Genomic DNA, 20,429 nt, shown 5'->3' with positions numbered 1-20,429 from the left:
TCTGGTTCGTTGCGAGGGCAGCCAGTATCATGCGCCAATTCGATAGCGAGGGTGAGACCGATGCTGGTGCTGGGCCTGGAAACCTCCTGTGACGAGACAGGGGTAGCGTTGTATGACACCGGCGCGGGTTTGCTGGCACACGCCCTGTTTAGCCAGGTGGATATTCACGTGGAGTATGGCGGGGTGGTGCCGGAGCTGGCCTCCCGTGATCATGTGCGCAAAGTCCTGCCGCTGGTGCAGGAGGTATTGCAGGACGCCGGGCGCGATGAACGGTCGATCGATGCCGTCGCCTACACGGCCGGCCCCGGTCTGGCGGGGGCACTGATGGTCGGCGCTACCCTGGCGCGGGCGCTGGCGTGGGGCTGGGGTATACCTGCACTGGGTGTGCACCATATGGAAGGCCATTTGTTAGCGCCGATGCTCGAGGAGGAGTCCCCTCCGTTCCCCTTCGTGGCCTTGCTGGTATCCGGAGGGCATACTCAGTTGGTGCGCGTGGATGCTATCGGACGTTACCGACTATTGGGTGAATCCCTCGATGATGCCGCGGGTGAAGCGTTCGATAAAGTGGCGAAAATGCTCGGGCTGCCTTACCCCGGCGGCCCACACGTTGCCCGACTTGCCGAGCGAGGAGACGCCTCGCGATTCGATTTCCCGCGGCCCATGGTAAATCGCCCGGGGCTGGATTTCAGTTTCAGCGGTCTCAAAACCCACACCCTCAATACGGTCGCCGCTTGCACTGGTGACGGCGAACTCACGGAGCAGGATCGCTGTGATATTGCGTCAGCCTTCGAGCAGGCGGTGGTCTCGACTCTGGTAATAAAATGTCGTCGAGCGTTGCGGCAGGAAGGCTTGAAAACATTGGTAATGGCAGGTGGAGTGAGCGCCAATCGCTATTTGCGCGCGGAGCTGAAACGTGCGCTGGCGAAGGAACAAGCCGCGGTGTTTTACCCCGCGCCGGTATTTTGTACCGATAATGGCGCCATGATTGCCTATGCGGGTGCGCAGCGCCTCGCGGCCGGCCAGTTCGATGAGGCCGATGTTGCGGTTCGCCCGCGTTGGCCGATGGACGAGTTGCCCCCCCTCGATGCTGTCGGTGCGGTGCAATGAATACGGTATACATTCGTGGATTGCGGGCGGAGGCGGTGATCGGTATTCACCCCTGGGAGCGTGAGATTCGTCAGGCTCTGGTGCTGGATTTAGAGATGGCGAGTGATACGCCTCGCGCGGCAGCGACCGACCGTATTGCAGACGCTCTCGATTATGCCGCGATTGCCGACCGGGTTACGGGACTGGTTGAAGCGAGTGAGTACCAGTTAATTGAAACGTTGGCTGAGGCGGTGGCGCGCGCCGTGTGTGACGAGTTTGATGTGCCCTGGCTGCGCCTGCGGCTCAGCAAGCCCGGTGCGGTAGATGCGGCAGACGACGTGGGTGTAGTGATTGAATGGGGCGAAAACACTTGAGTCAATCCCGGGTATTTCTGGGCATAGGCAGCAATATTGAGCGTGAGCGCTATATCACAGCCGGATTGGACGCGGTGCATGAGTTGTTCGGCGAGCTATCGCTTTCGTCGGTTTACGATTCCGCTGCAGTGGGTTTCGAGGGAAAGCCCTTTCTGAATCTGGCGGCTTGCGTCGTAACGGCGTTGTCCCTGCCTGAGCTTGCTCTGGCGCTGCGTCACATTGAGCGGATGCACGGGCGTCCCGAAAATGCGTCTCGTTTCAGTTCTCGACAACTGGACATCGATATTCTCACTTACAACGACGAGATCGGCATTATCTCGGGCGTAGAACTGCCCCGCGGGGAAATACTGGAAAATGCGTTTGTGCTGCGCCCGCTGGCCGAGCTTGCGCCAGAGGCGGTGCACCCTGTGCAGAGGCGAAGTTACGCTGAACTCTGGGAGGAGTTCGACCAGACTTCACAGCCCCTGGAAAAGGTTCAGTTCAGCTGGCGTGGACGCGTTATTTCGCTGCCTGCCTGAACTGCTCAAGGGCCTCGATGCGCGCCCGCCGGATGGCCTCGCCGATGGCCTTGCCCGAGAGCGCCTGAGTATCGAACTGCCGAGCGTTGACGGCCACTGTCGCGTCCCTGGCACGGCGCAGGTAATCTGCCTGTGGGTATTGCCTGCCCTCCAACCCTGATCGCCCGCGGGCATCGGCCTCGCATGCCAGCAAAAAAGATTCAAAGCGGTCTGGGCGTCGTATGGCATCTGCCGCGGTGAGCAACTTCAACAGGGTCTTGCCGTTCAATTCCAGGGCGCGATGAACCAGCGTATGGTACTGGCACACCGCGCGGGCCAACTCGATATAGCGGCGAGGAGGGCGCAGGCGTTGACAGGCGGCCTCCAGTAAATCAAGGCCGCGCTGTTCATGGTCAATGTGCCGGGGCCATTCATCTTCTGGCGTTGTTCCTTTACCCAGGTCGTGGGTCAGCACGGCGAAACGAATATCACGCTCAGCAGAAATCGATGCGGCCTGTTGTAACGCCATGAGTACATGCAATCCGGTATCCACCTCCGGATGGTGCGCCTCGGGTTGCGGCACGCCGAAAAGGGCATCCAATTCGGGTAACAGCTTTGCCAGTGCCGCGCAGTTTCTCAGCACTTCAATGAACACCTCCGGGTTGCGCTCACCCAGGGCCCGGTCCATTTCTGTCCACACGCGCTCTGGGGGGAGGTGGGCCAACTCATCCTGCTGTACGATATCGCGCATTAGCGCCAGAGTTTCAGGGGCAACGGTAAATCCCAGATGGGCATAGCGAGCGGCGAATCGCGCGGTGCGCAGTACGCGCAGAGGGTCCTCTACAAAAGCCGCCGACACATGGCGTAAAACGCGGCGTTCCAGATCCTGTTGGCCGTTATAAGGATCAATCAGTCTGCCGCCCTCATCCCGGGCAATGGCATTGATCGTCAGGTCGCGCCTTTTGAGATCGTCTTCAAGGCTGACGGCAGGGTCGCAGTCTACGGCGAAGCCAGTGTACCCGTGCCCGCGTTTGCGCTCTGTGCGAGCGAGAGCGTATTCCTCTTTGGTATCCGGGTGCAGAAATACGGGGAAATCCTTGCCGACCTGCTGAAAGCCCCGCGTCAGCAAGTCCTCTGGTCGCGCACCGACCACCACCCAGTCGCGCTCGGCGACCGGGTAATCGAGCAGGCTATCACGCACTGCGCCACCAACAAGATAGGTTTCCATCGTTGCAGTGTACCTTTCCACTTGGTCTGCGTCATGATGTGTGCGCCTCTTGGCACTTTCCATCTTCACAGCGGCAACGGGTCCACTGCCCGCTGTCGAGGTCGTAAAGCGACAGGGCACCACCCCAGACACAGCCCGTATCGAGAGCTATTGCGCGGGGGTTATCCGTGACGCCTTCAAGGCTGGCCCAGTGGCCGAAAAGAATGCGGTCCTTGGCGGCCTTGCGGCCCGTGTGATGAAACCACGGAATCATGGCGGATGGGGATCGATCGCTTTTTTCTAGCGGCGGCCCTTTGCTTTTGAAGTCAAGGGTGCCGTCTGCACTGCAGTAGCGCATTCGGGTGAAGTAGTTGGTGATAACGCGCAGGCGCGCGGTGCCTGCCAGGTCATCGGACCAGCAATCCGGTTGATTGCCGTACATATCGGTGAGAAATGCCAGCTTGTCTCGGCCCTGCAGGGCGGACTCTACTTCGCGTGAAAACGCCAGCGACTGTTTGACACTCCACTGGGGGGGGATGCCCGCATGAACCAGGGTATAGTCTTTTTCCCGGTGAACGAGGGGCAGGCTTGCCAGCCAGTCGAGTAATTCGTCTTTATCCGGTGCATCGAGAATCGCGTCGAGCGTGTCCGACGAACCGGGTTTTCGAACTCCGGCCGCGACCGCCAACAGGTGCAAATCATGGTTGCCCAGTACCGCCACTAACTGATCGCGCATGCGGTAGAGAAAACGCAGCGTCTTCAGAGATTTTGGCCCTCGGTTGACGAGGTCACCGACGCACCACAGGGTGTCGCGACCGGCTTTGAAGGAGACGGCTTCGAGAACGCATCTGAGGGGCTGCAGGCACCCCTGTATGTCGCCAACGACATAGGTAGCCATTTAGTTGAGCGCCGTCGGAGTGTGCAGGGAAAAAGCGGGAATTGGCACCTCGAAAGTGGGCAGGTCTTGCGGAGAGATCTCCGGGGGCTCTCGCACGACCATAAAATAGCGGCCCTCCATATATCCCACAGGCGTCTCCAGTGTCGCACCGCTGCTGTAGTGAAACGAGCCATTGGGTGCAATAACGGGCTGCTCACCCACGACACCGTCCCCTTTCACTTCCTGCACCCGACCTCCGGCATCAGTGATCACCCAGTGGCGTGACATTAACTGAACCGGCAGGTCGCTACCGTTACTGATGGTGATGCTGTAGGCAAAGGTATATTGATCATACTGGGGGTTTGAGTGGGCGGGCAGGAACGCCGTTTTCACGTGAACTCCTACCAGTGACGGCTTGAAGGTTTTATCAGACATCGATGGCATTGGTTATGCTGATCAGCTGCTCCAGATCGAGTGTTTCGGCTCGTGCGCCGGGATCAATGCCCAGTCGCTCCAAGCCCGCGCTATCGATAAGTCCTTTCAGGTTATTGCGCAAGGTCTTGCGGCGCTGGGCGAACGCGGCTTTGGCCAGTTTGCCAAGGGCAGCAGCATCACATTCGGGCCACGGCGATGTGTTCCGAGGCGTCATCCGCACAACGGCGGACTGTACTTTCGGCGCTGGCCGAAACGCCTCCGGTGGCACATCGAACACGTGTTCCACGTTGCACAAATACTGGGCCATGATGCCGAGGCGTCCCCACTGTTTATTGCCTGGTGTTGCCGCAAGTCGCTCCACGACCTCTCGCTGCAGCATGAAGTGCATGTCTTTGATGATGGCACAGTCCTCGAGAAGCTTGAAAATCAATGGAGTAGAAATGTTGTAGGGCAGGTTGCCCACCACCCGCAGTTGTTCCCTGTGGTCGGCCTGCAGCAGGGAGTGGAAATCAAAATCGAGCGCATCGGCGTTGTGCAACTGGAACCTTGGTTTGAGGCTGAACGCAGCCAGTAGTCCGGGGATCAGATCCCGATCGAGTTCTATTACATCCAACGCGCAGTCGCTCTCGAGCAAGACGCCGGTTAGAGCACCCATGCCGGGGCCAATTTCGACCAGACGCTGCCCGCTCAGCGGATATATTGCCTCGTTAATTTGCTCAATGACAGCGTGGTCGTGCAGGAAATTCTGCCCGAAGCGTTTACGTGCCCTGTGCTGTCTGGGTGCCTTGCTCATAGGTACCATTGTAATGCTTGTGGTGGGTATTAATACCGTTGACTGGTTCTGATATGGCGGTTTTTGTTACACTCAGAGAGATTCTAACAACCACAGTAGACCGCCAAGCAATGCCGCTTTTGCAATATTTTCGCCTGATAAACATCATGGCGCGCATGGCCCTTCGGGCCGATGCGTCAAGACTTTTCCTTGGCTATATCTGGTGGGTGCTAGAGCCTCTGCTGTGGGTCGGGGTGTTTTATGTGGTCTTCGTGATTATTCTGGGCACGCGCGAGGCAGATTTTTTGCCCTTCCTGATGGTAGGCAAACTGAGTTTCGTCTGGTTTTCCAAGTCGGTCACCCAGGCGTCCAACAGCATCGTTGCAAGCAAGGGCTTGGTGGGTAAAATCAATGTGCCAAAGTCCCTCTTCCCCATGGCAGCGGTGCATGAGGGCCTGTACCGTCAGGCCGCTGTTTTTGCCATGATGTTTACCTACGTGCTGATTGACGGCTACGCGTTCACCGCGACCTGGGTTTACCTCATCCCAGTCATGTTGGTGAACTATGTGATGATCATCGCCTGCGCCCTGATCGGTGCCTGCGCGGTCTGTATGGCAAGAGATTTCGCTCCGCTGATCGGTCTGAGCATGATGTTTCTGATGTTTACCTCCGGTGTATTCTGGGATGTTCGAGAGCTTGCTGATACCGCCACCGCGGACATGGTCCTGACGCTCAACCCTTTGGCCTTTCTGCTGGATGCATACCGACAGGTCTTGATGTACGGCGTGCCGCCGGATATCGGGCACTTGTTGTCAATTGGCGCGGGTTTTGGTGCTGTCTTGTGTGTCACGGTGCTGGTAATGCGGCGCGCATCCCACTACCTGGCTCTGAAGGCGTTGACGGCATGAGTACCGAAGCACAAGAGGTGATGCTGGAGATGGAGTCGGTGTCCTTGAGCTATCACACCGGCAAGAAAACATTCGATGCGGGCACACACCATGTACTCAACAATGTGTCGCTGACGCTCTGCAAGGGTGAGGCCCTTGGAGTGATCGGCCGCAATGGTGTGGGCAAGACCACGACGTTGCGCCTGATGGCAGGCATCCTCGCGCCGACCAGCGGGCGGGTCAAGGTGGCGGAGGGTAAATCTGCGTCATTGCTGACGCTCGGTCTGGGCTTCAAACCCGATCTGTCTGGTCGTGACAATGCTCTGTTAGCAGCCATGTTGCAGGGCTCCTCGCGGAAGGAGGCAGAAGCCTTTCTGGGCGATATCAAGGCGTTTTCCGAGCTTGGAGAGTCCTTCGAGCTGCCAGTTAAAAACTACTCCGCAGGTATGCGGGCGAGGCTGGCGTTCACTGCCGCGCTGATGACCCACGTTGATATTCTTTTGATTGATGAGATTCTCAGCGTGGGTGACGCCCAGTTTAGGGGCAAGGCACTCAACGCCATGCAGAACCGTATCAGCGGGGAGCAGACGGTGGTGTTCGTGTCGCATATGACTGATCAGGTGAAAGTGCTGTGTGATCGGGTGATATGGCTCGAACACGGCAAGGTGGTTGCCGAAGGGCCTGCAGAGGAAGTCGTCGACGCCTACACGAGGCAGGTAAGCATAGAAAATAAATACGTGCCTGAGGACGAAGAGGGTGGGCAAGCTTCCGGATAATTCAGCGCCGGGCCGCATGCCGAATCATTCAAGGACGCCACTCTTTAACGCCGCGTATTTTGACCCTGCGACAGTTCACAGGCGATTAGAATCGCCTGCTCCAGACTGCGCCAGTCAGCCTCACCGCTTCCTGCCAGCTCCAACGCTGTGCCATGGTCTACCGATGTGCGCACCAGGGGAAGGCCGAGTGTGATGTTGATCGCCTCGCCAAAGCCTGCGTATTTCAACACAGGCAGGCCCTGGTCATGGTACATCGCAAATACCGCATCGCTGTTGTCCAGCACCTTTGGGTTGAAGGCGGTGTCTGCGGGCAATGGTCCTGTCAAATCCATGCCGTCGGCCCGCAGGGCCTCCATGACCGGAATCAGTGTGTCAATCTCCTCGCGGCCCATATGCCCGCTTTCTCCGGCGTGAGGGTTGACACCCAGCACAGCAATTCTGGGTGAGGGGATACCGAATTTATCTCGGAGATCGGTGTGCAGTATGTTCAGTGTGCTCGTGAGTAGTTCAGGCGTAATGGCGTTGGCTATTTCACGCAGTGGCAGGTGAGTGGTTGCCAGTGCGACGCGCAGTTGCCGTGTAGCCAGCATCATGACGACCTGCGGTGTCCCGCAGGCCTCCGCCAGAAACTCAGTGTGGCCAGTGAAGGGAATCCCCGCGTCGTTGATCACCGATTTTTGCACCGGGCCTGTGACCATCGCCTGGTAGATATGTTTCTGGCAGCCTTTGACGGCCTCGCGTAACGTCTCGATAACGTAGGGCGCGTTCGCCGGATCCAGCTTGCCGGCACGGGTGGGGTGGTGCAATGGAACGGGCTGGATACCGAGGGTGCCTGCCGGCCGGATTTCTGCTGGAGCGTTTGGGTCCAGTGGTGACAGCGTGATGTTAAGCCCCAATGCCTGCGCTCGTTCGTGCAGCAAATCCGGATCGGCAATCGCGACCAACTCGGCATCCCAGGTGTGTTGTGCAGCTGTGAGAATGACGTCCGGCCCAATCCCGGCTGGTTCACCGGCCGTGAGCGCTATCCTCGGGACGTTCACGGGATCACCTACTTGATGTCGACGAAGGCTTCGTCGCGAATTTGTCGCAGCCAGGCGTCGAGCTCTTCCTGGTACTTGCGGTTGTGCACGTAATCCATAGCCTTATTGCGCGTTGCCAGGTCAGACATGTCCTCGTCGCGTCGGCCCTCCACCTTAACGACGTGCCAGCCGAACTGGGTGCGCACGGGTTCTGCAATCTCGCCAACTGGGGTTTTTTGCACAGTGGCCTCGAATTCGGGCACCATTTGTCCGGGCGTGGTCCAGCCCAACTCGCCTCCCTCCTGAGCGGAGCCGATATCCTCTGAATACTCCTGCGCCAATTCACTGAAATCCTCACCTGCCAGCACTCTGGCGCGCAGGTTGGCTGCCAGTGCTTGAGCCTGTGCGTCTGTCATTATCTCTGAGGGCTTGATCAGAATATGGCGTGCCTTGGTCTGTGTGACAACCTGCTCGCGCCCCCTGACTTCCACGAGGTTGATGATATGAAAACCGCTGTCAGAGCGAATCGGTTCTGAGGTTTCTCCCGGCTTGAGAGCCGGGGCGACATCACCGAACAGTGAGGGCAGATCTGCCAGTTTGCGCCAGCCCAGGTCACCACCGGTGAATTGGTAGGGGTTGGTACTGTCTTGCACCGCCTGTGCGAAATCCGTGCCCGAGCGAATGCGACTGAGCACAGCCTCAGCTTGGCGGTTGGCGGCTGAAACCTGTTCGGGAGACGCATCAGAAGGCAGCGCAATCAGCGCGTGGAGCAGGCGGAACTCCGGTTGGGTCAGGTTTTGACCCTCGCGAGTCGACATGAAGTTCCCGACCTCCTCCTCGGTAATCTGAACGCGCTGGTTGATATTGCCCATTTGCACGCGTCTGATCATCATTTCGCGGCGCACCTGCTCCCGCATGTTTTCGTAGGACTGACCCCGCGACTGCAGTGCTGCCTGAAACTGTTCCAGGGTCATGCGGTTTTGGGCTGCGATGCGCTGGGTGGCGCGATTGATCTCTTCGTCGGAAATGCGAACGCCTGCACGCCTGCCCATTTGCAGCTGGATATTTTCGAGGATGAGTTGATCCAGGGTCTCGCGAATCAGGGTGTCTTCCGGCGGCATCTGGACGCCTCGCGATTGCAAGCTCTGGGTCAAAGCGCTGACCCGTTCGCGCAGCTCACTTGCCATAATGATGTCATCATCGATTATCGCCACGACCTGGTCGATGACCTCAGTAGCGGCCTGTGCAGGCGCCGTTGCCAACAGAGCGAGCAGCAGGCACAGCGAGAGGTGCAATAGTCTAGTAATCACGTTCTTCATAGCCTCGAATCATGTCGTCCATAACTTTAGTTACGCGGTTGCCAAAGCCCCCCATGCCCTTCAGGACAAACTGGAACTGGATGGTATGTTCCCGTTCCAGGTCGGGATCGTTGAAATTGGTAAATGTGGAGACGTTATTGTAGTAACGCAGCTGCAGGAGTCGAACTGTCCAGCAGCAACTATCATATTCGACCCCGATCATATCTTCTATGCCGATACTGTTTTCCAGTGAATAGCGTATAGCCCCAAAGATACTCCAGTTATTGTCCAGGGGCAGGAAACTCGATGCGCTGGCCTCGTCTGTCTTTGTTTGCGCGAAAATGCCTGTGCCAGTGGGGCGTCGGAAAGTGTAGCCGAGGTTAAATACGCTGCCATTATCAGGCTTGTAGCTGGCCAATGCGAATCCGGAATCGACCTGATCCTCGTTGGGATCCCAGACCAGGCTGGATCGCATTACGAGGTCGCGGGTGGGCGTTATTGTCAGATTGCCCGCTATCTCGGAGCTTTTTTCGTCCAGAGGTTCTGCCACGCGGTTTAGTCTCACCTTGCGGTCCTCGAAATAATAGATTTGTCCAACGCTTGCTGACAGCAATGCGCGGCCGGAGTGATCATCAATCAGCCGACTGGTCACCCCAAGCGATATCTGGTTAGCGTCATCCAATCGGTCGTGGCCGGAGAAGCGCGTATCGCGGAATAACTGGGAGTAGCCGAAGGTAAGCTCTGCACTGTCGAAGACGGGCTGGTCAGTCTGGTCTGCGCGCTCGCTGTAAAGATAGTAGACGCGAGGCTCAAGCGTCTGCAGCAGGCTTTTGCCGGCAAAACGCATATTGCGCTCGAAAAACAGCCCACCGTCGAGGTTGGCCACCGCTGAGCCGGCAGACGGGGTGTTGTCGGGAAAGGTGGTCGCGTCGCTCAAGTCGTAAGCCACCTGGCGGTATTTCAGCTCCGGGGTCAGGAAGCCGAAAGGCCAGGCCATTGGGTAGCTCATGCCCGCTTCCCCGTAAAGACGCTCCCCTGTGACCACGTCGCGGTCAGCGCCAAAATTGGAATACTGCGTCATCGCTATAGGTTGCAGCGAGAAGGGTTGACCACTGCCGCGATACCGGGTGGTGATTTGAGGCAGGATCTCGTACTGGTTGGAAATATCGTCTGCCAGGGACTGGAAGCTTTGTACTTTCGCGTTAGTGAGCCAGTTGTCACCCAGATAGTCGATGGCGCCCAGTTGCAGCAGGTTGGTTCTGCGCAGATCGTCGATATTGGCGGTCTCCAGATCTTGCATGTAGTCGACGTCGCTGGCCTTGCTGTAATTGATTCTGGAGCGCCAGCGTTGCTGGAACAGGCCGCTTTGCCTGAGGACCCCAAGCCAGCGATCTGAACTTGCGTCGGGGACCCTGTCTTTGTATTTGTCGTCATCGTGCAGATAGGCGCCACCGGCGAACCAGTCACCCACCAGGGGGTTGGTGTAGCGCAACTGGAGCTGGTGATCCAGTCCTCGCTCCTCGATATAGCGAGGCGCGTAGGTGGCGTCGTAATTGGGCGCCAGATTGAGGTATATGGGTACGCTGACATCCAGCCCCCCGTTGGAGTCGTTGCCCCACGAGGGCCACAACAGACCAGTGCGTCGCCTGTCATCCAGTGGGATGCGCAGCCAGGGGGTATAGAAAACCGGGGTGCCAGCGGCTTCGATCCGCGCACTGCGTGCGGTGGCCAGGCCTTCTTCCAGGTCGATCACCATGTCCTTGGAGTAAACCACCCAGTCGTCCTCACCGGGCGGGCAGTAGGTGAAGCTGCCATTGTGCACATGAATCAGGCCGTCTTCATCTCGCTCCAGGATGTCTGATGTGCCGCGCATGTGTTCCCGGTGCAAAACGAATTCACCATTAAAAACGGTTGCTTCCCCCGTCCGGGACTGGATTTCTGCACTGTCGCCACGCACTTTGATGCCCGGTTCTCGCAGAATCACATTGCCGCTGAGTATGGCGGACTCTTCCTCACGATCGACCACCAGCTTGTCGGCGCGCATGTCACGAGCACCCTGCGTGGCGTTCGCATTGCCGATGAGGATGACTTCGCTGCCCTTCAACCAGGAGCTGTCTGCATCCGCGTTGATGTCTCTGGGGCGGTCTGTTGGAACGGCATCCTCAGCGAGAGGATCGATATACCGACCGCCACAGATGATGCACTCTCGGTCTATCAGGGACTCGGGTACGGTATCCAGGGACCACCAGTCCAGCGCTTTGAAAGTGGCGGCATCCGCGTGCTGTCCGCCTGTATCGCAGCCCTGCAATTTGCCTGCATCGGTAGCGTTACAGTCCGGTTGCTTGTTATCCTCGGCGCGGGCTAACAGGGCAATCATCAAGCCCAGTGCCGCCAGGGCCAGATGCAGGGCCGCACGGAGAGCATAAGAATGGGGGCTGGCACAGGCTGGTGTCATTAATGAAAAAGTCAGGTTACTTACCAGAGGGGAAGTCTAAAGCATCCCCTTTGCCTTGTCCGTCAATTTTTGCGGGGTCGTACTGAATGGCCGGACCTAGCGTGCCGAGCGCGTTGCTGCCCTGGGGCTTATCCATGCTGGGCGTGGACGAGTCGTCAGGCGGACTGATGCCTGTGGCTGGAGATGCCAGTACCAGGCGCTACTTCCGTTTCGTTCATGGCGGCGTCAGCTACGTACTGGCCGAGGCGCCGCCGGCCAGTGAAAACAACGAGGCTTTTGTGCGGGTGCGGGCTTTGCTGGCGCAAGCCGGTGTGCGTGTGCCTGCTTTGCTGGGGGTGGATTACCAGCGAGGTTACTTGTTGCTGGAGGATCTGGGTGATCGCCTGCTGCTGCCGGCGCTGACGCCGGAGGCCGCAGCAGACTGCTATCACCGCGCCTTTGACGTGTTGTTGCACCTGAACGCTGCCGGTCTTAAGGGCAGCGGGCTGGGTGCCTACGACCGCACTCTTTTGGCTGAGGAATTGAGTCGCTTTCCTGAGTGGTTTGCTGAGGGGTTGCTGGGTTGTCGGCTGGATAAGACTGAGAGCGGCCTGATAGAGGCGCTTCACCAACAGCTCATTGGCAGCGCTCTTGAGCAGCCCACAGTGCTGGTACACCGGGATTTTCACAGCCGCAATCTGATGCTGCTGTCTGCGGATGAACTGGCGTTAATTGATTTTCAGGATGCGGTAATCGGACCGGTGACTTACGATCTCGTGTCACTGCTGCGCGACTGTTATATCCAGTGGCCACCCGCGCAGGTCGAGGCGTGGGCATTAGCCTACCGTGAACGTCTGCTGGCCCGTGGACAATTGTCGGGAGTGAGCGAGGAGACCTTTTTGCGCTGGTTCGACTGGATGGGTTTGCAGCGACACTTGAAGGTGTTGGGCACGTTTGCGCGTCTGTACCTGCGAGATGGCAAGGCAGCTTACCTGGCGGACTTGCCACTGGTCATGGCTTACGTCCTGCAGATACTGGACCGCTACGCTCCCGAATTACCCGTTTTTGCCACATTTGCACACTGGTTCAGGCAGTCCCTGTTGCCCCTGGCTCAGGCTCAGGACTGGGGGCCTTCCTCATGAAGACCATGATTCTCGCTGCGGGCAGAGGGGAACGCATGCGCCCGCTGACGGACAACACACCCAAGCCACTGCTGCCGGTGGCGGGCGTGCCGCTGCTTGAGCGCCATATTCGTCGTCTCGCTGCAGCGGGCTGCGCGGAGCTGGTGATCAATGTTTCTCACCTCGGTGAGCAGGTGATGGATTTCTGCGACGATGGCTCGCGATGGGAGGTGGACATTCGCTATTCTCCGGAGCGAGAAGCACTGGAAACCGCGGGCGGTATTATCGCAGCACTGCCACTGCTAGGAGACGAGCCGTTTCTCGTGGTCAACGGGGATATCTGGACGGACTTTCCTTTTACGCGTTTGCTGAACAGCGATTTGGCCCCCTCTGAGCGGGCGCGGCTGGTGATGGTTGATAATCCCCCACAGCACCCACGGGGTGATTTTCAACTGGACGAGTCCGGTTGGTTGCATCCCGTGCCCTTCGGGGGGCGCGGCTGGACTTATGCCGGTCTCGGTATTTACACGCCCGCTTTCTTTGCGGGGGCGACGCCGGGCAGGTTACCCCTGCGCCCCTTGCTGGAGAGTGCGATGGAAAAAAATGCGCTGGGTGGCGAGGTCTTTCGAGGAGCCTGGCACGATGTGGGCACGCCAGAGCGACTGCTGGCGTTGGATGAATCCCTGTCGGGGGCGCGCTGACCGTCGCGAGTGTGTATATAACCGTGTCTCCAATCGGTTTAGCCGTTAGAATAGGCAGCGCCTACTGACCGGAGTGCCCTATGGCCGACTACCACATTGCACCTTCTATTCTCTCCGCCAATTTCGCCCGCCTGGGCGAGGAAGTCGATGCGGTGCTGGCCGCCGGTGCCGATATTGTGCATTTCGACGTCATGGATAATCACTACGTACCCAACCTCACTATCGGGCCTATGGTGTGTAAGGCCCTGCGGCAACATGGCATCAGCGCACCCATCGATGTGCACCTGATGGTCAGCCCTGTAGATCAACTTATCCGTGACTTTGCGGAGGCGGGTGCTACCTACATCACGTTCCACCCGGATGCGTCCACTCATGTAGACCGCTCGCTGCAATTGATTCGTGATGCGGGCTGCAAGGCGGGCCTCGTGCTGAACCCGCACCAGGGTCTGTATCCCTTGCGCTATGTGATGGACAAGCTGGACATGATCCTGCTGATGTCGGTTAACCCGGGCTTTGGCGGCCAGTCTTTTATTCCTTCGACCTTGTGTAAGCTGAGCGAGACCCGCGAGCTCATTGACGCTTCAGGGCGCAACATCCGCCTCGAAGTAGATGGTGGCGTGTCCCCCGCCAATATTGCGGAAATAGCTGCTGCCGGCGCCGATACGTTTGTCGCTGGCTCGGCCATCTTCAACCAACCCGATTACGCCGCTGTGATTGATGAGATGCGCTCAGCCCTCGCTGGAGTGGCGGTCTAGCCACCCTTCCGGCGGGCGGAGACCGGGCGTGAAATTGCGCGGTTGCTGCGCGGCCTCCCCGGCAGGGCTCACTGGCGGTATCATTGTCATGCAAACGATTGCCGTTCTAACCCGATTGCGATCGTGCGACTGTTCTGTACAATAATGGCTCGTTTATCCTGGAGAGCGCTGTGAAAACAGCTATGCGTCATCGCGTCGGCCTGCTGTCGATGCGCGAGGTCACCCGCTGGCGATGGTAGCCCGGGCTTTTGCACGACCTGAAAACGCAACCCTAATCTCCGAGGACACCCCATGAATCAGCAGGATTTTGCTGCGCTCGCGGCGCAGGACTACAATCGCATCCCGGTCAGCACCGAAGTGTTAGCCGACCTTGAGACCCCGCTCAGTGCCTATCTGAAGCTAGCGGAGGGGGCCTATTCTTTTTTTCTTGAGTCGGTACAGGGTGGTGAGAAATGGGGCCGATACTCGATCATCGGCATGCCCTGCCGCACGGTATTTAAAGCCTTTGGTCATCGGGTGGAAATCTGGGTTGATGGTGAACTGAGTCAGGTCGAGGAAGTTGACGATCCTCTGCGTTTCGCCGAGGAATTTCAGCAGCGTTTTCGATGTGCCCCCAGGGAGGAGCTGCCTGTGTTTCACGGTGGCCTGGTGGGTTACTTTGGTTATGACACGGTGCGCTACGTAGAACCTCGATTGCAGCCGGGCATGCCTGAAGATCGTCTGGGAAACCCGGATATTCTTTTGATGGTGTCGGAGGAAGTACTGGTTTTTGACAACCTCGCGGGAACGATTCGTCTTGTCGTTAACGCAGATCCGGCACAGCGGGATGCGTTGTCCTGCGCCAGGGTCCGTCTGGACGAGTTGGTGTTGAAACTGCGGCAACCGGTGCCACCCCTGCCTGATCTGGACCTCGCGGCTGCCGGTAGCGCCGAGCTGGAAAAGAGTGCGGCGTCGGATTTTACCCAGGCGATGTATGAGACAAGCGTAGAGCGGATCAAGGAGTATGTGTTAGCGGGAGACGTGATGCAGGTGGTGCCCTCCCAGCGCATGAGTATTCCGTTCGCCGATCCGCCGCTCAACCTTTACCGCGCCCTGCGTAACCTTAACCCGTCGCCCTACATGTTTTTTCTGGATCTCGATGATTTTCATGTTGTCGGGTCCTCCCCGGAGATTCTCGCTCGCCTCGAGCAGGGTGAGGTGACCGTAAGGCCCATCGCCGGCACCCGGCGCCGGGGGCACACGGAGGAAGAGGATCGGGCGCTGGAAGAGGAGCTGCTGGGCGATCCGAAGGAAATCGCTGAACACCTGATGTTAATCGATCTGGGTCGCAACGATGTGGGTCGCATTGCTGAGACAGGTTCGGTGGTGTTGAGCGATAAAATGACCGTAGAGCGTTATTCGCATGTCATGCATATTGTGTCGAACGTCACCGGCGAGCTGAAGGCCGGTAAATCAGCTTACGATGTGCTGCGTGCCACGCTGCCGGCGGGCACGCTCAGCGGCGCCCCCAAGATACGTGCCATGGAAATTATCGATGAACTGGAGCCCGTCAAGCGGGGTGTTTACGGTGGCGCCGTCGGGTATATCTCCTGGGCGGGCGATATGGATACGGCCATTGCCATCCGCACTGCGGTCATCAAGGATGACACCCTTTACATACAGGCCGGTGGTGGCGTTGTGGCCGATTCGATACCGGAGCTGGAATGGAAGGAAAGCCACAACAAGGCCCGCGCTATGTTTCGTGCGGCGTCCATGGTGACGGGAGGGAGCGACGATGCTGTTGATGATTGATAATTATGATTCCTTCACTTACAACGTGGTGCAGTATCTCGGTGAACTGGGTGCCGAGGTTGTGGTGGTGCGCAACGATGAAATTGCAGTGACCGACATCGCTGCGATGGACCCCGAAAAAATTGTGATCTCACCGGGACCCTGCACTCCCAATGAGGCGGGTATTTCCATGGAGGTGATCCGCGAATATGCGGGCAAGGTGCCCTTGCTGGGTATTTGTTTGGGTCACCAGAGTCTCGGCCAGGTGTTCGGAGGCGAAGTTGTGCGTGCGCGTCAGGTGATGCACGGCAAGACATCCCCGATATACCACCGAAGTGAGGGTGTTTTCGCGGGTTTGAGCCAGCCCTTTGAAGCGACCCGCTACCACAGCCTGGTAGTGGAGCGCGATAGTCTGCCGGATTGCCTTGAGGTGACGGCGTGGACCCAGAACGAGGCGGGCGAAGTGGATGAAATTATGGGATTGCGTCACCGCGAGTTGGCGGTGGAAGGGGTGCAGTTTCACCCGGAGTCTATCTTGACCGCGCACGGGCACGACCTGCTGCGTAATTTTTTGGAACAGTAGGGGACTATCCCATGGATATACAACATGCTCTGGTAAAAGTCGCGGAGGGTGAGAGCCTTAGTCGGGACGAAATGCAATTGGTCATGCGGCAGGTGATGAGTGGCGATGCCAGCGATGCGCAGATAGGGGGCTTGCTCGTCGCGTTGCGTATGAAAGGCGAGAGCACCGAGGAGATAGCGGGAGCGGCGCAGGTGATGCGAGAGCTGGCTACTCCGGTGCAGGTCAGCGATCCGCACCTGGTCGATCTGGTGGGTACCGGCGGCGATGGGGCCAATCTGTTCAACGTATCAACAGGGTCCTGTTTTGTCGCTGCCGCGGCCGGCGCGAAGGTGGCCAAACACGGCAACCGCGGTGTATCGAGCACCAGTGGCAGCTCCGATGTATTGGAAAACCTTGGTATGCCGCTTGATCTTTCGCCTGAACAGGTTGCCCGCGCTATTAATGAGGTGGGCGTCGGCTTTATGTTTGCCCCTTCACACCACAGTGCGATGCGCTATGCCATTGGTCCCCGGCGCGAACTCGGTATGCGCACGGTCTTCAATATTTTGGGCCCGCTTACCAACCCTGCGGGGGTAAAGCGGCAGGTTATCGGTGTGTTCTCCGCAGACTTGTGCCTGCCCCTGGTGGAGGTATTGAAAATGCTCGGTGCCGAGCATGCGATGGTGGTGCATTCCGATGACGGGCTGGACGAGATATCCATTGCGGCGGCCACGCATGTCACAGAACTACGCGATGGCAGCATTGAAAGTTACCAGATTTCCCCGGAGGATTTTTCCCTCGAACCACAGGACCTCCAGGGGCTGTCAGTCGCCAGTGTGGGCGCTTCTGCGGACCTTATTCGCCGGGCGCTTTCTCCGGATGACGACCCCGTTGCTCGCAAGGCCTCAGCCATGCTGGCGTTGAATGCGGGTGCGACTATTTATGTCAGTGGAATTGCTGCCACGCTGGCCGACGGCGTGGCGATGGCGGAGGACGCATTGGCCTCTGGTCTGGCCGGAGAAAAGCTCTCCCAGTTTGTTGATTTCACCCAGATGATGCGCGGTCAGGGGTGAGCAGAGTATGAGTGCGCCAACAATTTTGCGTGAAATATTGTCGCGCAAAGCCGATGAGGTGATGCAGTGTAAATCGCGCCGCACTTTATCGCGCTTGCAGGAAGTCGTGAACGAACAGACAGCGCCACGAGGTTTTTTGCGTGCACTGCAAGTACCTGTTGCAGAGACCAGACCCGCGGTCATCGCTGAAATAAAAAAGGCTTCGCCCAGCAAGGGAGTTATCCGTGAAGATTTTTATCCAGCGGAAATTGCCCGTAGCTACAGTGAGGGCGGTGCAGCTTGCCTCTCGGTGCTGACTGACCGGGATTTCTTTCAGGGAGCAGACGCCTATCTGCAGGAGGCCCGTGCAGCGTGTAACCTGCCGGTATTGCGCAAGGATTTCACCATTGATCCCTACCAAGTGGTAGAGGCCCGGGCGTTGGGTGCTGACGCCGTTTTGCTCATTGTCGCTGCGCTGGAGGACGGACAGATGGCCGAGTTGTATGCCGCCGCATGTGAACTCGGGCTGGATGTGCTGGTAGAAGTGCACAACCGTGCCGAGTTGGACAGGGCGCTGGATCTGCCCCTGTCTATGGTAGGCATCAATAACCGTAACTTACATACGTTTGATACCAGTCTCGATACCACGATTGATTTGCTGCCGCATATACCGAAGGATTGTCTGGTGGTGACGGAAAGCGGCATTCACACGGCGGATGATGTATCGCGAATGCGTTCTGCCGCCGTCTATGCTTTCCTGGTGGGCGAGGCATTTATGCGTGCAGAGGAGCCGGGGGCCAAACTCAGGGCGCTTTTTTCCTAGCACAGGCCGCACAGTCTGGCTGGCTTCGCCGCGCGCCCTAGCGGGTACCGAAGACGACCATGGTTTTACCGGACACTGACACCAAACCATCCTGCTCGAGGTTTTTCAACACGCGGCCCGCCATCTCGCGGGAGCACCCGACGATCTTGCCCAGTTCCTGACGAGTGATCTTGATTTGCATGCCATCCGGATGGGTCATCGCGTCGGGTTCCTTGCAGAGGTCCAGCAGCGTGTGCGCGATGCGCCCGGATACGTCTACGAATGCAAGGTCCGCCAGTTTGCGAGTCGTCTGGCGCAGGCGTGAGCCCAGTTGCCGGGATACCGCATACAATATGTCGGGAAACTGTTCGCGAACCTTGTGAAACTTCTCGTAGCTGATTTCAGCCACCTCGCACTGCGTCTTGGCTACGACCATGGCGCTGCGTTGCGGTGGTACGGCGTCGAACAGGCCCATCTCGCCGACAAAGTCTCCTGGGTTGAGGTAGGCCACAACCAGCATGTGCCCGGGATCCGATTGATCTTCGATCTGCACGGAGACAGAGCCCTCGAGAATCAGCAGGAGTGAGTTGCCTGTTTCCCCTTGTGTCAGAACGGTGCTCTTGGCCTTGAAGTCCCTGCGCTGGCAATGTCGCAGGAAGTTTTCCGCATTGGGCAGGTTCTGGATTATTTGTGGTTTGAGCAAGGTAGAGCCCTCTCAGTATTTGTATTATCTACCAGAGTCTAACGTGCTGGCGGGTCAAGTAAAATGTAACTTGTTGTGCTAACATTTTGCGCCTTTTTGGCTGGAGCGGTTAATAGGAGCAATCAGCGAGTGAAAGCGACAGTTAAATGGTCCGATGGGGCCATGTTCGTCGGTGAGTCAGGCAGCGGGCATACCGTAATCATGGATGGGCCGCCAGATCTGGGTGGCCGTAATCTCGCGGCTCGACCCATGGAGATGTTGTTATTGGGCACCGGTGGCTGCTCTATCTACGACGTGCTGAGTATGTTGAAAAAATCTCGCCAGCAGGTGGTGGATTGTCGTGTAGAAATTGAGGCAGAGCGCGCCGATGCGGTGCCCGCTGTATTTACACGGATTAATCTCCACTTTTTGGTGACCGGCATTAACCTGAAAGAGAGTCACGTCAAGCGAGCGGTAGAATTATCGGCTGAGAAATACTGCTCTGCCTCCATTATGCTGGGCGCAGCCGGAGTAGAAATTACCCATAGCTACGCGTTAATTGAAAGTGATCCTGCCGGCAAGCTGGCAGCGGCCTTGCCCGCGCCAACCGGTTAGACGGAGGCGCGCGACACGGCCCACTGTCGTCAGAAGGGGTGTGAGCGATAAGGTTAAATACGATAGCTGGCGCTTGTCATCACTGTCGCTACCGCACTCATGGCGTCCTTTACCGGCCTGGGGAAATCCCGGCCTCCGGCCTCAAGTGCCTTGTCACCATGGTGCTGTTCGTCTGCCAGCATTTGCTGCAGAATTAATTGCGACTTGCGGTCATCGTCGGGAAGTTGCTGCAAGTGGTCCTTCAGGTGTTTGCAAACGCGCTCTTCGGTTGCTGCGACAAAGCCCAGGCTGACCTCGTCACTGATTGCGCCTGCCAGCGCACCGAGAGCAAATGACAGACCGTACCAGGCGGGATTCAGGTAGCTGGGTTGGCTGCCCAGTTCTTGTAGTCGCTCCTCGCACCAGACGAGATGGTCGACCTCCTCGCGGGCGGCCTGTTGCATGTCGTCCCGTACGTCCGGCAAACGGGCGGTCATTGCCTGCCCCTGATACAGTGCCTGCGCGCAAACTTCCCCTGTGTGGTTCACCCGCATCAGCCCTGCGACGTGACTGCGCTCGGTCTCCGTTAGCACGGTATCCTCGTGATGCAGTGCGGGAGAGGGGCGCTCGGCCTGATTGGCTTGACCGGAAACGGTCCTCAGCACGGCGTCCGCTTCGCTGATAATACGATCCAGCAGGGAAAGGCGACGGTTTGTCATGGCGGTTTC

General features: G+C 58.1%; 22 protein-coding genes. 13 read left to right on the top strand and 9 right to left on the bottom strand.

Annotation, left to right across the window (positions count from 1 at the left end; genetic code table 11):
* Positions 1-60: 60 nt before the first annotated feature.
* Genes tsaD through folK form a run of 3 tightly spaced genes read left to right on the top strand, consistent with a single transcriptional unit; the run spans position 61 to position 1,978 of the window.
* Positions 61-1,107 (top strand): tRNA (adenosine(37)-N6)-threonylcarbamoyltransferase complex transferase subunit TsaD, encoded by a 1,047-nt coding sequence (tsaD, locus tag EYC82_RS17885; protein WP_279251001.1) that lies wholly within the window; start codon positions 61-63, stop codon positions 1,105-1,107.
* Positions 1,104-1,460 (top strand): dihydroneopterin aldolase, encoded by a 357-nt coding sequence (gene folB / locus EYC82_RS17880; protein ID WP_279251000.1) that lies wholly within the window; start codon positions 1,104-1,106, stop codon positions 1,458-1,460. The genes tsaD and folB overlap by 4 nt, the downstream gene beginning before the upstream one ends.
* Entirely contained in the window at positions 1,457-1,978 is a 522-nt protein-coding gene (gene folK, locus EYC82_RS17875; RefSeq protein WP_423243929.1) for a 2-amino-4-hydroxy-6-hydroxymethyldihydropteridine diphosphokinase, read from the top strand. Before folB ends, folK begins: the two co-directional genes overlap by 4 nt.
* Here folK and EYC82_RS17870 read toward each other — a convergent pair.
* From EYC82_RS17870 to rsmA, 4 genes are read right to left on the bottom strand one after another with little or no spacing between them, the layout of a single operon-like run.
* The gene (locus EYC82_RS17870) at positions 1,959-3,185 is read right to left on the bottom strand and encodes a multifunctional CCA addition/repair protein (RefSeq protein ID WP_279251029.1); all 1,227 of its coding nucleotides are present in this window, start codon (positions 3,183-3,185) and stop codon (positions 1,959-1,961) included. The two genes, folK and EYC82_RS17870, sit on opposite strands and share 20 nt — an antisense overlap.
* 31 nt (positions 3,186-3,216) lie before the next feature.
* Entirely contained in the window at positions 3,217-4,062 is an 846-nt protein-coding gene (locus EYC82_RS17865) for a symmetrical bis(5'-nucleosyl)-tetraphosphatase (protein WP_279250998.1), read from the bottom strand.
* Positions 4,063-4,434 carry a Co2+/Mg2+ efflux protein ApaG gene (apaG, locus tag EYC82_RS17860; protein ID WP_279250997.1) on the bottom strand — a complete coding sequence of 124 codons (372 nt, stop codon included), beginning with the start codon at positions 4,432-4,434 and terminating at the stop codon, positions 4,063-4,065.
* Between the two features lie 34 nt (positions 4,435-4,468).
* Positions 4,469-5,269, bottom strand: coding sequence for a 16S rRNA (adenine(1518)-N(6)/adenine(1519)-N(6))-dimethyltransferase RsmA (gene rsmA / locus EYC82_RS17855; protein ID WP_279250996.1), 801 nt, complete (start codon positions 5,267-5,269; stop codon positions 4,469-4,471).
* A gap of 53 nt (positions 5,270-5,322) precedes the next feature.
* On the opposite strand from rsmA, the gene EYC82_RS17850 reads away from it, so the two are divergent.
* Together EYC82_RS17850 and EYC82_RS17845 are read left to right on the top strand one after the other, a co-directional pair.
* Positions 5,323-6,156 carry an ABC transporter permease gene (locus EYC82_RS17850; RefSeq protein WP_279250995.1) on the top strand — a complete coding sequence of 278 codons (834 nt, stop codon included), beginning with the start codon at positions 5,323-5,325 and terminating at the stop codon, positions 6,154-6,156.
* On the top strand, positions 6,153-6,911 hold the full coding sequence (locus tag EYC82_RS17845) for an ABC transporter ATP-binding protein (protein WP_279250994.1): 759 nt from the start codon (positions 6,153-6,155) through the stop codon (positions 6,909-6,911). Before EYC82_RS17850 ends, EYC82_RS17845 begins: the two co-directional genes overlap by 4 nt.
* 44 nt (positions 6,912-6,955) lie before the next feature.
* Here the strand turns inward: EYC82_RS17845 and pdxA are convergent, their stop codons facing one another.
* The 3 genes from pdxA to EYC82_RS17830 are packed head-to-tail and all read right to left on the bottom strand — an operon-like array spanning position 6,956 to position 11,683.
* Entirely contained in the window at positions 6,956-7,951 is a 996-nt protein-coding gene (gene pdxA / locus EYC82_RS17840) for a 4-hydroxythreonine-4-phosphate dehydrogenase PdxA (RefSeq protein WP_279250993.1), read from the bottom strand.
* 8 nt (positions 7,952-7,959) lie between these two features.
* Positions 7,960-9,249, bottom strand: coding sequence for a peptidylprolyl isomerase (locus EYC82_RS17835; protein WP_279250992.1), 1,290 nt, complete (start codon positions 9,247-9,249; stop codon positions 7,960-7,962).
* The gene (locus tag EYC82_RS17830; protein WP_279250991.1) at positions 9,230-11,683 is read right to left on the bottom strand and encodes an LPS-assembly protein LptD; all 2,454 of its coding nucleotides are present in this window, start codon (positions 11,681-11,683) and stop codon (positions 9,230-9,232) included. Before EYC82_RS17830 ends, EYC82_RS17835 begins: the two co-directional genes overlap by 20 nt.
* An 86-nt stretch (positions 11,684-11,769) precedes the next feature.
* Here EYC82_RS17830 and EYC82_RS17825 point away from each other — a divergent pair, with 86 nt between their 5' ends.
* The 7 genes from EYC82_RS17825 (at position 11,770) to trpC (ending at position 18,446) form a co-directional block, all read left to right on the top strand.
* Positions 11,770-12,804: an aminoglycoside phosphotransferase family protein gene (locus tag EYC82_RS17825; RefSeq protein ID WP_279250990.1), complete on the top strand. Its 1,035-nt coding sequence runs from the start codon at positions 11,770-11,772 to the stop codon at positions 12,802-12,804.
* Complete coding sequence (gene murU / locus EYC82_RS17820) at positions 12,801-13,484, top strand: N-acetylmuramate alpha-1-phosphate uridylyltransferase MurU (RefSeq protein WP_279250989.1); 684 nt, start codon at positions 12,801-12,803, stop codon at positions 13,482-13,484. Before EYC82_RS17825 ends, murU begins: the two co-directional genes overlap by 4 nt.
* A gap of 80 nt (positions 13,485-13,564) precedes the next feature.
* Positions 13,565-14,239, top strand: coding sequence for a ribulose-phosphate 3-epimerase (rpe, locus tag EYC82_RS17815; RefSeq protein ID WP_279250988.1), 675 nt, complete (start codon positions 13,565-13,567; stop codon positions 14,237-14,239).
* A 291-nt stretch (positions 14,240-14,530) separates the two neighbouring features.
* Positions 14,531-16,030: an anthranilate synthase component I gene (gene trpE, locus EYC82_RS17810; protein ID WP_279250987.1), complete on the top strand. Its 1,500-nt coding sequence runs from the start codon at positions 14,531-14,533 to the stop codon at positions 16,028-16,030.
* Entirely contained in the window at positions 16,014-16,592 is a 579-nt protein-coding gene (locus EYC82_RS17805; protein WP_279250986.1) for an anthranilate synthase component II, read from the top strand. Before trpE ends, EYC82_RS17805 begins: the two co-directional genes overlap by 17 nt.
* A gap of 11 nt (positions 16,593-16,603) precedes the next feature.
* Entirely contained in the window at positions 16,604-17,644 is a 1,041-nt protein-coding gene (trpD, locus tag EYC82_RS17800) for an anthranilate phosphoribosyltransferase (protein ID WP_279250985.1), read from the top strand.
* A gap of 7 nt (positions 17,645-17,651) precedes the next feature.
* On the top strand, positions 17,652-18,446 hold the full coding sequence (gene trpC, locus EYC82_RS17795) for an indole-3-glycerol phosphate synthase TrpC (protein WP_279250984.1): 795 nt from the start codon (positions 17,652-17,654) through the stop codon (positions 18,444-18,446).
* A gap of 37 nt (positions 18,447-18,483) precedes the next feature.
* Here the strand turns inward: trpC and crp are convergent, their stop codons facing one another.
* Positions 18,484-19,128 carry a cAMP-activated global transcriptional regulator CRP gene (gene crp / locus EYC82_RS17790; RefSeq protein WP_279250983.1) on the bottom strand — a complete coding sequence of 215 codons (645 nt, stop codon included), beginning with the start codon at positions 19,126-19,128 and terminating at the stop codon, positions 18,484-18,486.
* Positions 19,129-19,257: 129 nt separating this feature from the next.
* Here crp and EYC82_RS17785 point away from each other — a divergent pair, with 129 nt between their 5' ends.
* Positions 19,258-19,722: an OsmC family protein gene (locus EYC82_RS17785; RefSeq protein WP_279250982.1), complete on the top strand. Its 465-nt coding sequence runs from the start codon at positions 19,258-19,260 to the stop codon at positions 19,720-19,722.
* 53 nt (positions 19,723-19,775) lie between these two features.
* Here the strand turns inward: EYC82_RS17785 and coq7 are convergent, their stop codons facing one another.
* Positions 19,776-20,420, bottom strand: coding sequence for a 2-polyprenyl-3-methyl-6-methoxy-1,4-benzoquinone monooxygenase (gene coq7 / locus EYC82_RS17780; RefSeq protein WP_279250981.1), 645 nt, complete (start codon positions 20,418-20,420; stop codon positions 19,776-19,778).
* Positions 20,421-20,429: the final 9 nt, after the last annotated feature.

The sequence above is a fragment of the Candidatus Marimicrobium litorale genome, from assembly GCF_026262645.1.
Taxonomy (GTDB): domain Bacteria; phylum Pseudomonadota; class Gammaproteobacteria; order Pseudomonadales; family Halieaceae; genus Marimicrobium; species Marimicrobium litorale.
Note: the sequence above shows the minus strand (reverse complement) of the source record. Positions and strands in the feature narration are given on the sequence as shown.

What these genes read in the sequence shown, in the direction of transcription:
- tsaD (WP_279251001.1), top strand. Translation starts at nt 61, where the DNA reads ATGCTGGTGCTGGGCCTGGAAACCTCCTGTGACGAGACAGGGGTAGCG.
- folB (WP_279251000.1), top strand. Translation starts at nt 1,104, where the DNA reads ATGAATACGGTATACATTCGTGGATTGCGGGCGGAGGCGGTGATCGGT.
- EYC82_RS17870 (WP_279251029.1), bottom strand. Translation starts at nt 3,185, where the DNA reads ATGGAAACCTATCTTGTTGGTGGCGCAGTGCGTGATAGCCTGCTCGAT.
- EYC82_RS17865 (WP_279250998.1), bottom strand. Translation starts at nt 4,062, where the DNA reads ATGGCTACCTATGTCGTTGGCGACATACAGGGGTGCCTGCAGCCCCTC.
- rsmA (WP_279250996.1), bottom strand. Translation starts at nt 5,269, where the DNA reads ATGAGCAAGGCACCCAGACAGCACAGGGCACGTAAACGCTTCGGGCAG.
- EYC82_RS17850 (WP_279250995.1), top strand. Translation starts at nt 5,323, where the DNA reads ATGGCGGTTTTTGTTACACTCAGAGAGATTCTAACAACCACAGTAGAC.
- EYC82_RS17845 (WP_279250994.1), top strand. Translation starts at nt 6,153, where the DNA reads ATGAGTACCGAAGCACAAGAGGTGATGCTGGAGATGGAGTCGGTGTCC.
- EYC82_RS17835 (WP_279250992.1), bottom strand. Translation starts at nt 9,249, where the DNA reads ATGAAGAACGTGATTACTAGACTATTGCACCTCTCGCTGTGCCTGCTG.
- EYC82_RS17830 (WP_279250991.1), bottom strand. Translation starts at nt 11,683, where the DNA reads ATGACACCAGCCTGTGCCAGCCCCCATTCTTATGCTCTCCGTGCGGCC.
- EYC82_RS17825 (WP_279250990.1), top strand. Translation starts at nt 11,770, where the DNA reads ATGGCCGGACCTAGCGTGCCGAGCGCGTTGCTGCCCTGGGGCTTATCC.
- murU (WP_279250989.1), top strand. Translation starts at nt 12,801, where the DNA reads ATGAAGACCATGATTCTCGCTGCGGGCAGAGGGGAACGCATGCGCCCG.
- rpe (WP_279250988.1), top strand. Translation starts at nt 13,565, where the DNA reads ATGGCCGACTACCACATTGCACCTTCTATTCTCTCCGCCAATTTCGCC.
- trpE (WP_279250987.1), top strand. Translation starts at nt 14,531, where the DNA reads ATGAATCAGCAGGATTTTGCTGCGCTCGCGGCGCAGGACTACAATCGC.
- EYC82_RS17805 (WP_279250986.1), top strand. Translation starts at nt 16,014, where the DNA reads ATGCTGTTGATGATTGATAATTATGATTCCTTCACTTACAACGTGGTG.
- trpD (WP_279250985.1), top strand. Translation starts at nt 16,604, where the DNA reads ATGGATATACAACATGCTCTGGTAAAAGTCGCGGAGGGTGAGAGCCTT.
- trpC (WP_279250984.1), top strand. Translation starts at nt 17,652, where the DNA reads ATGAGTGCGCCAACAATTTTGCGTGAAATATTGTCGCGCAAAGCCGAT.
- coq7 (WP_279250981.1), bottom strand. Translation starts at nt 20,420, where the DNA reads ATGACAAACCGTCGCCTTTCCCTGCTGGATCGTATTATCAGCGAAGCG.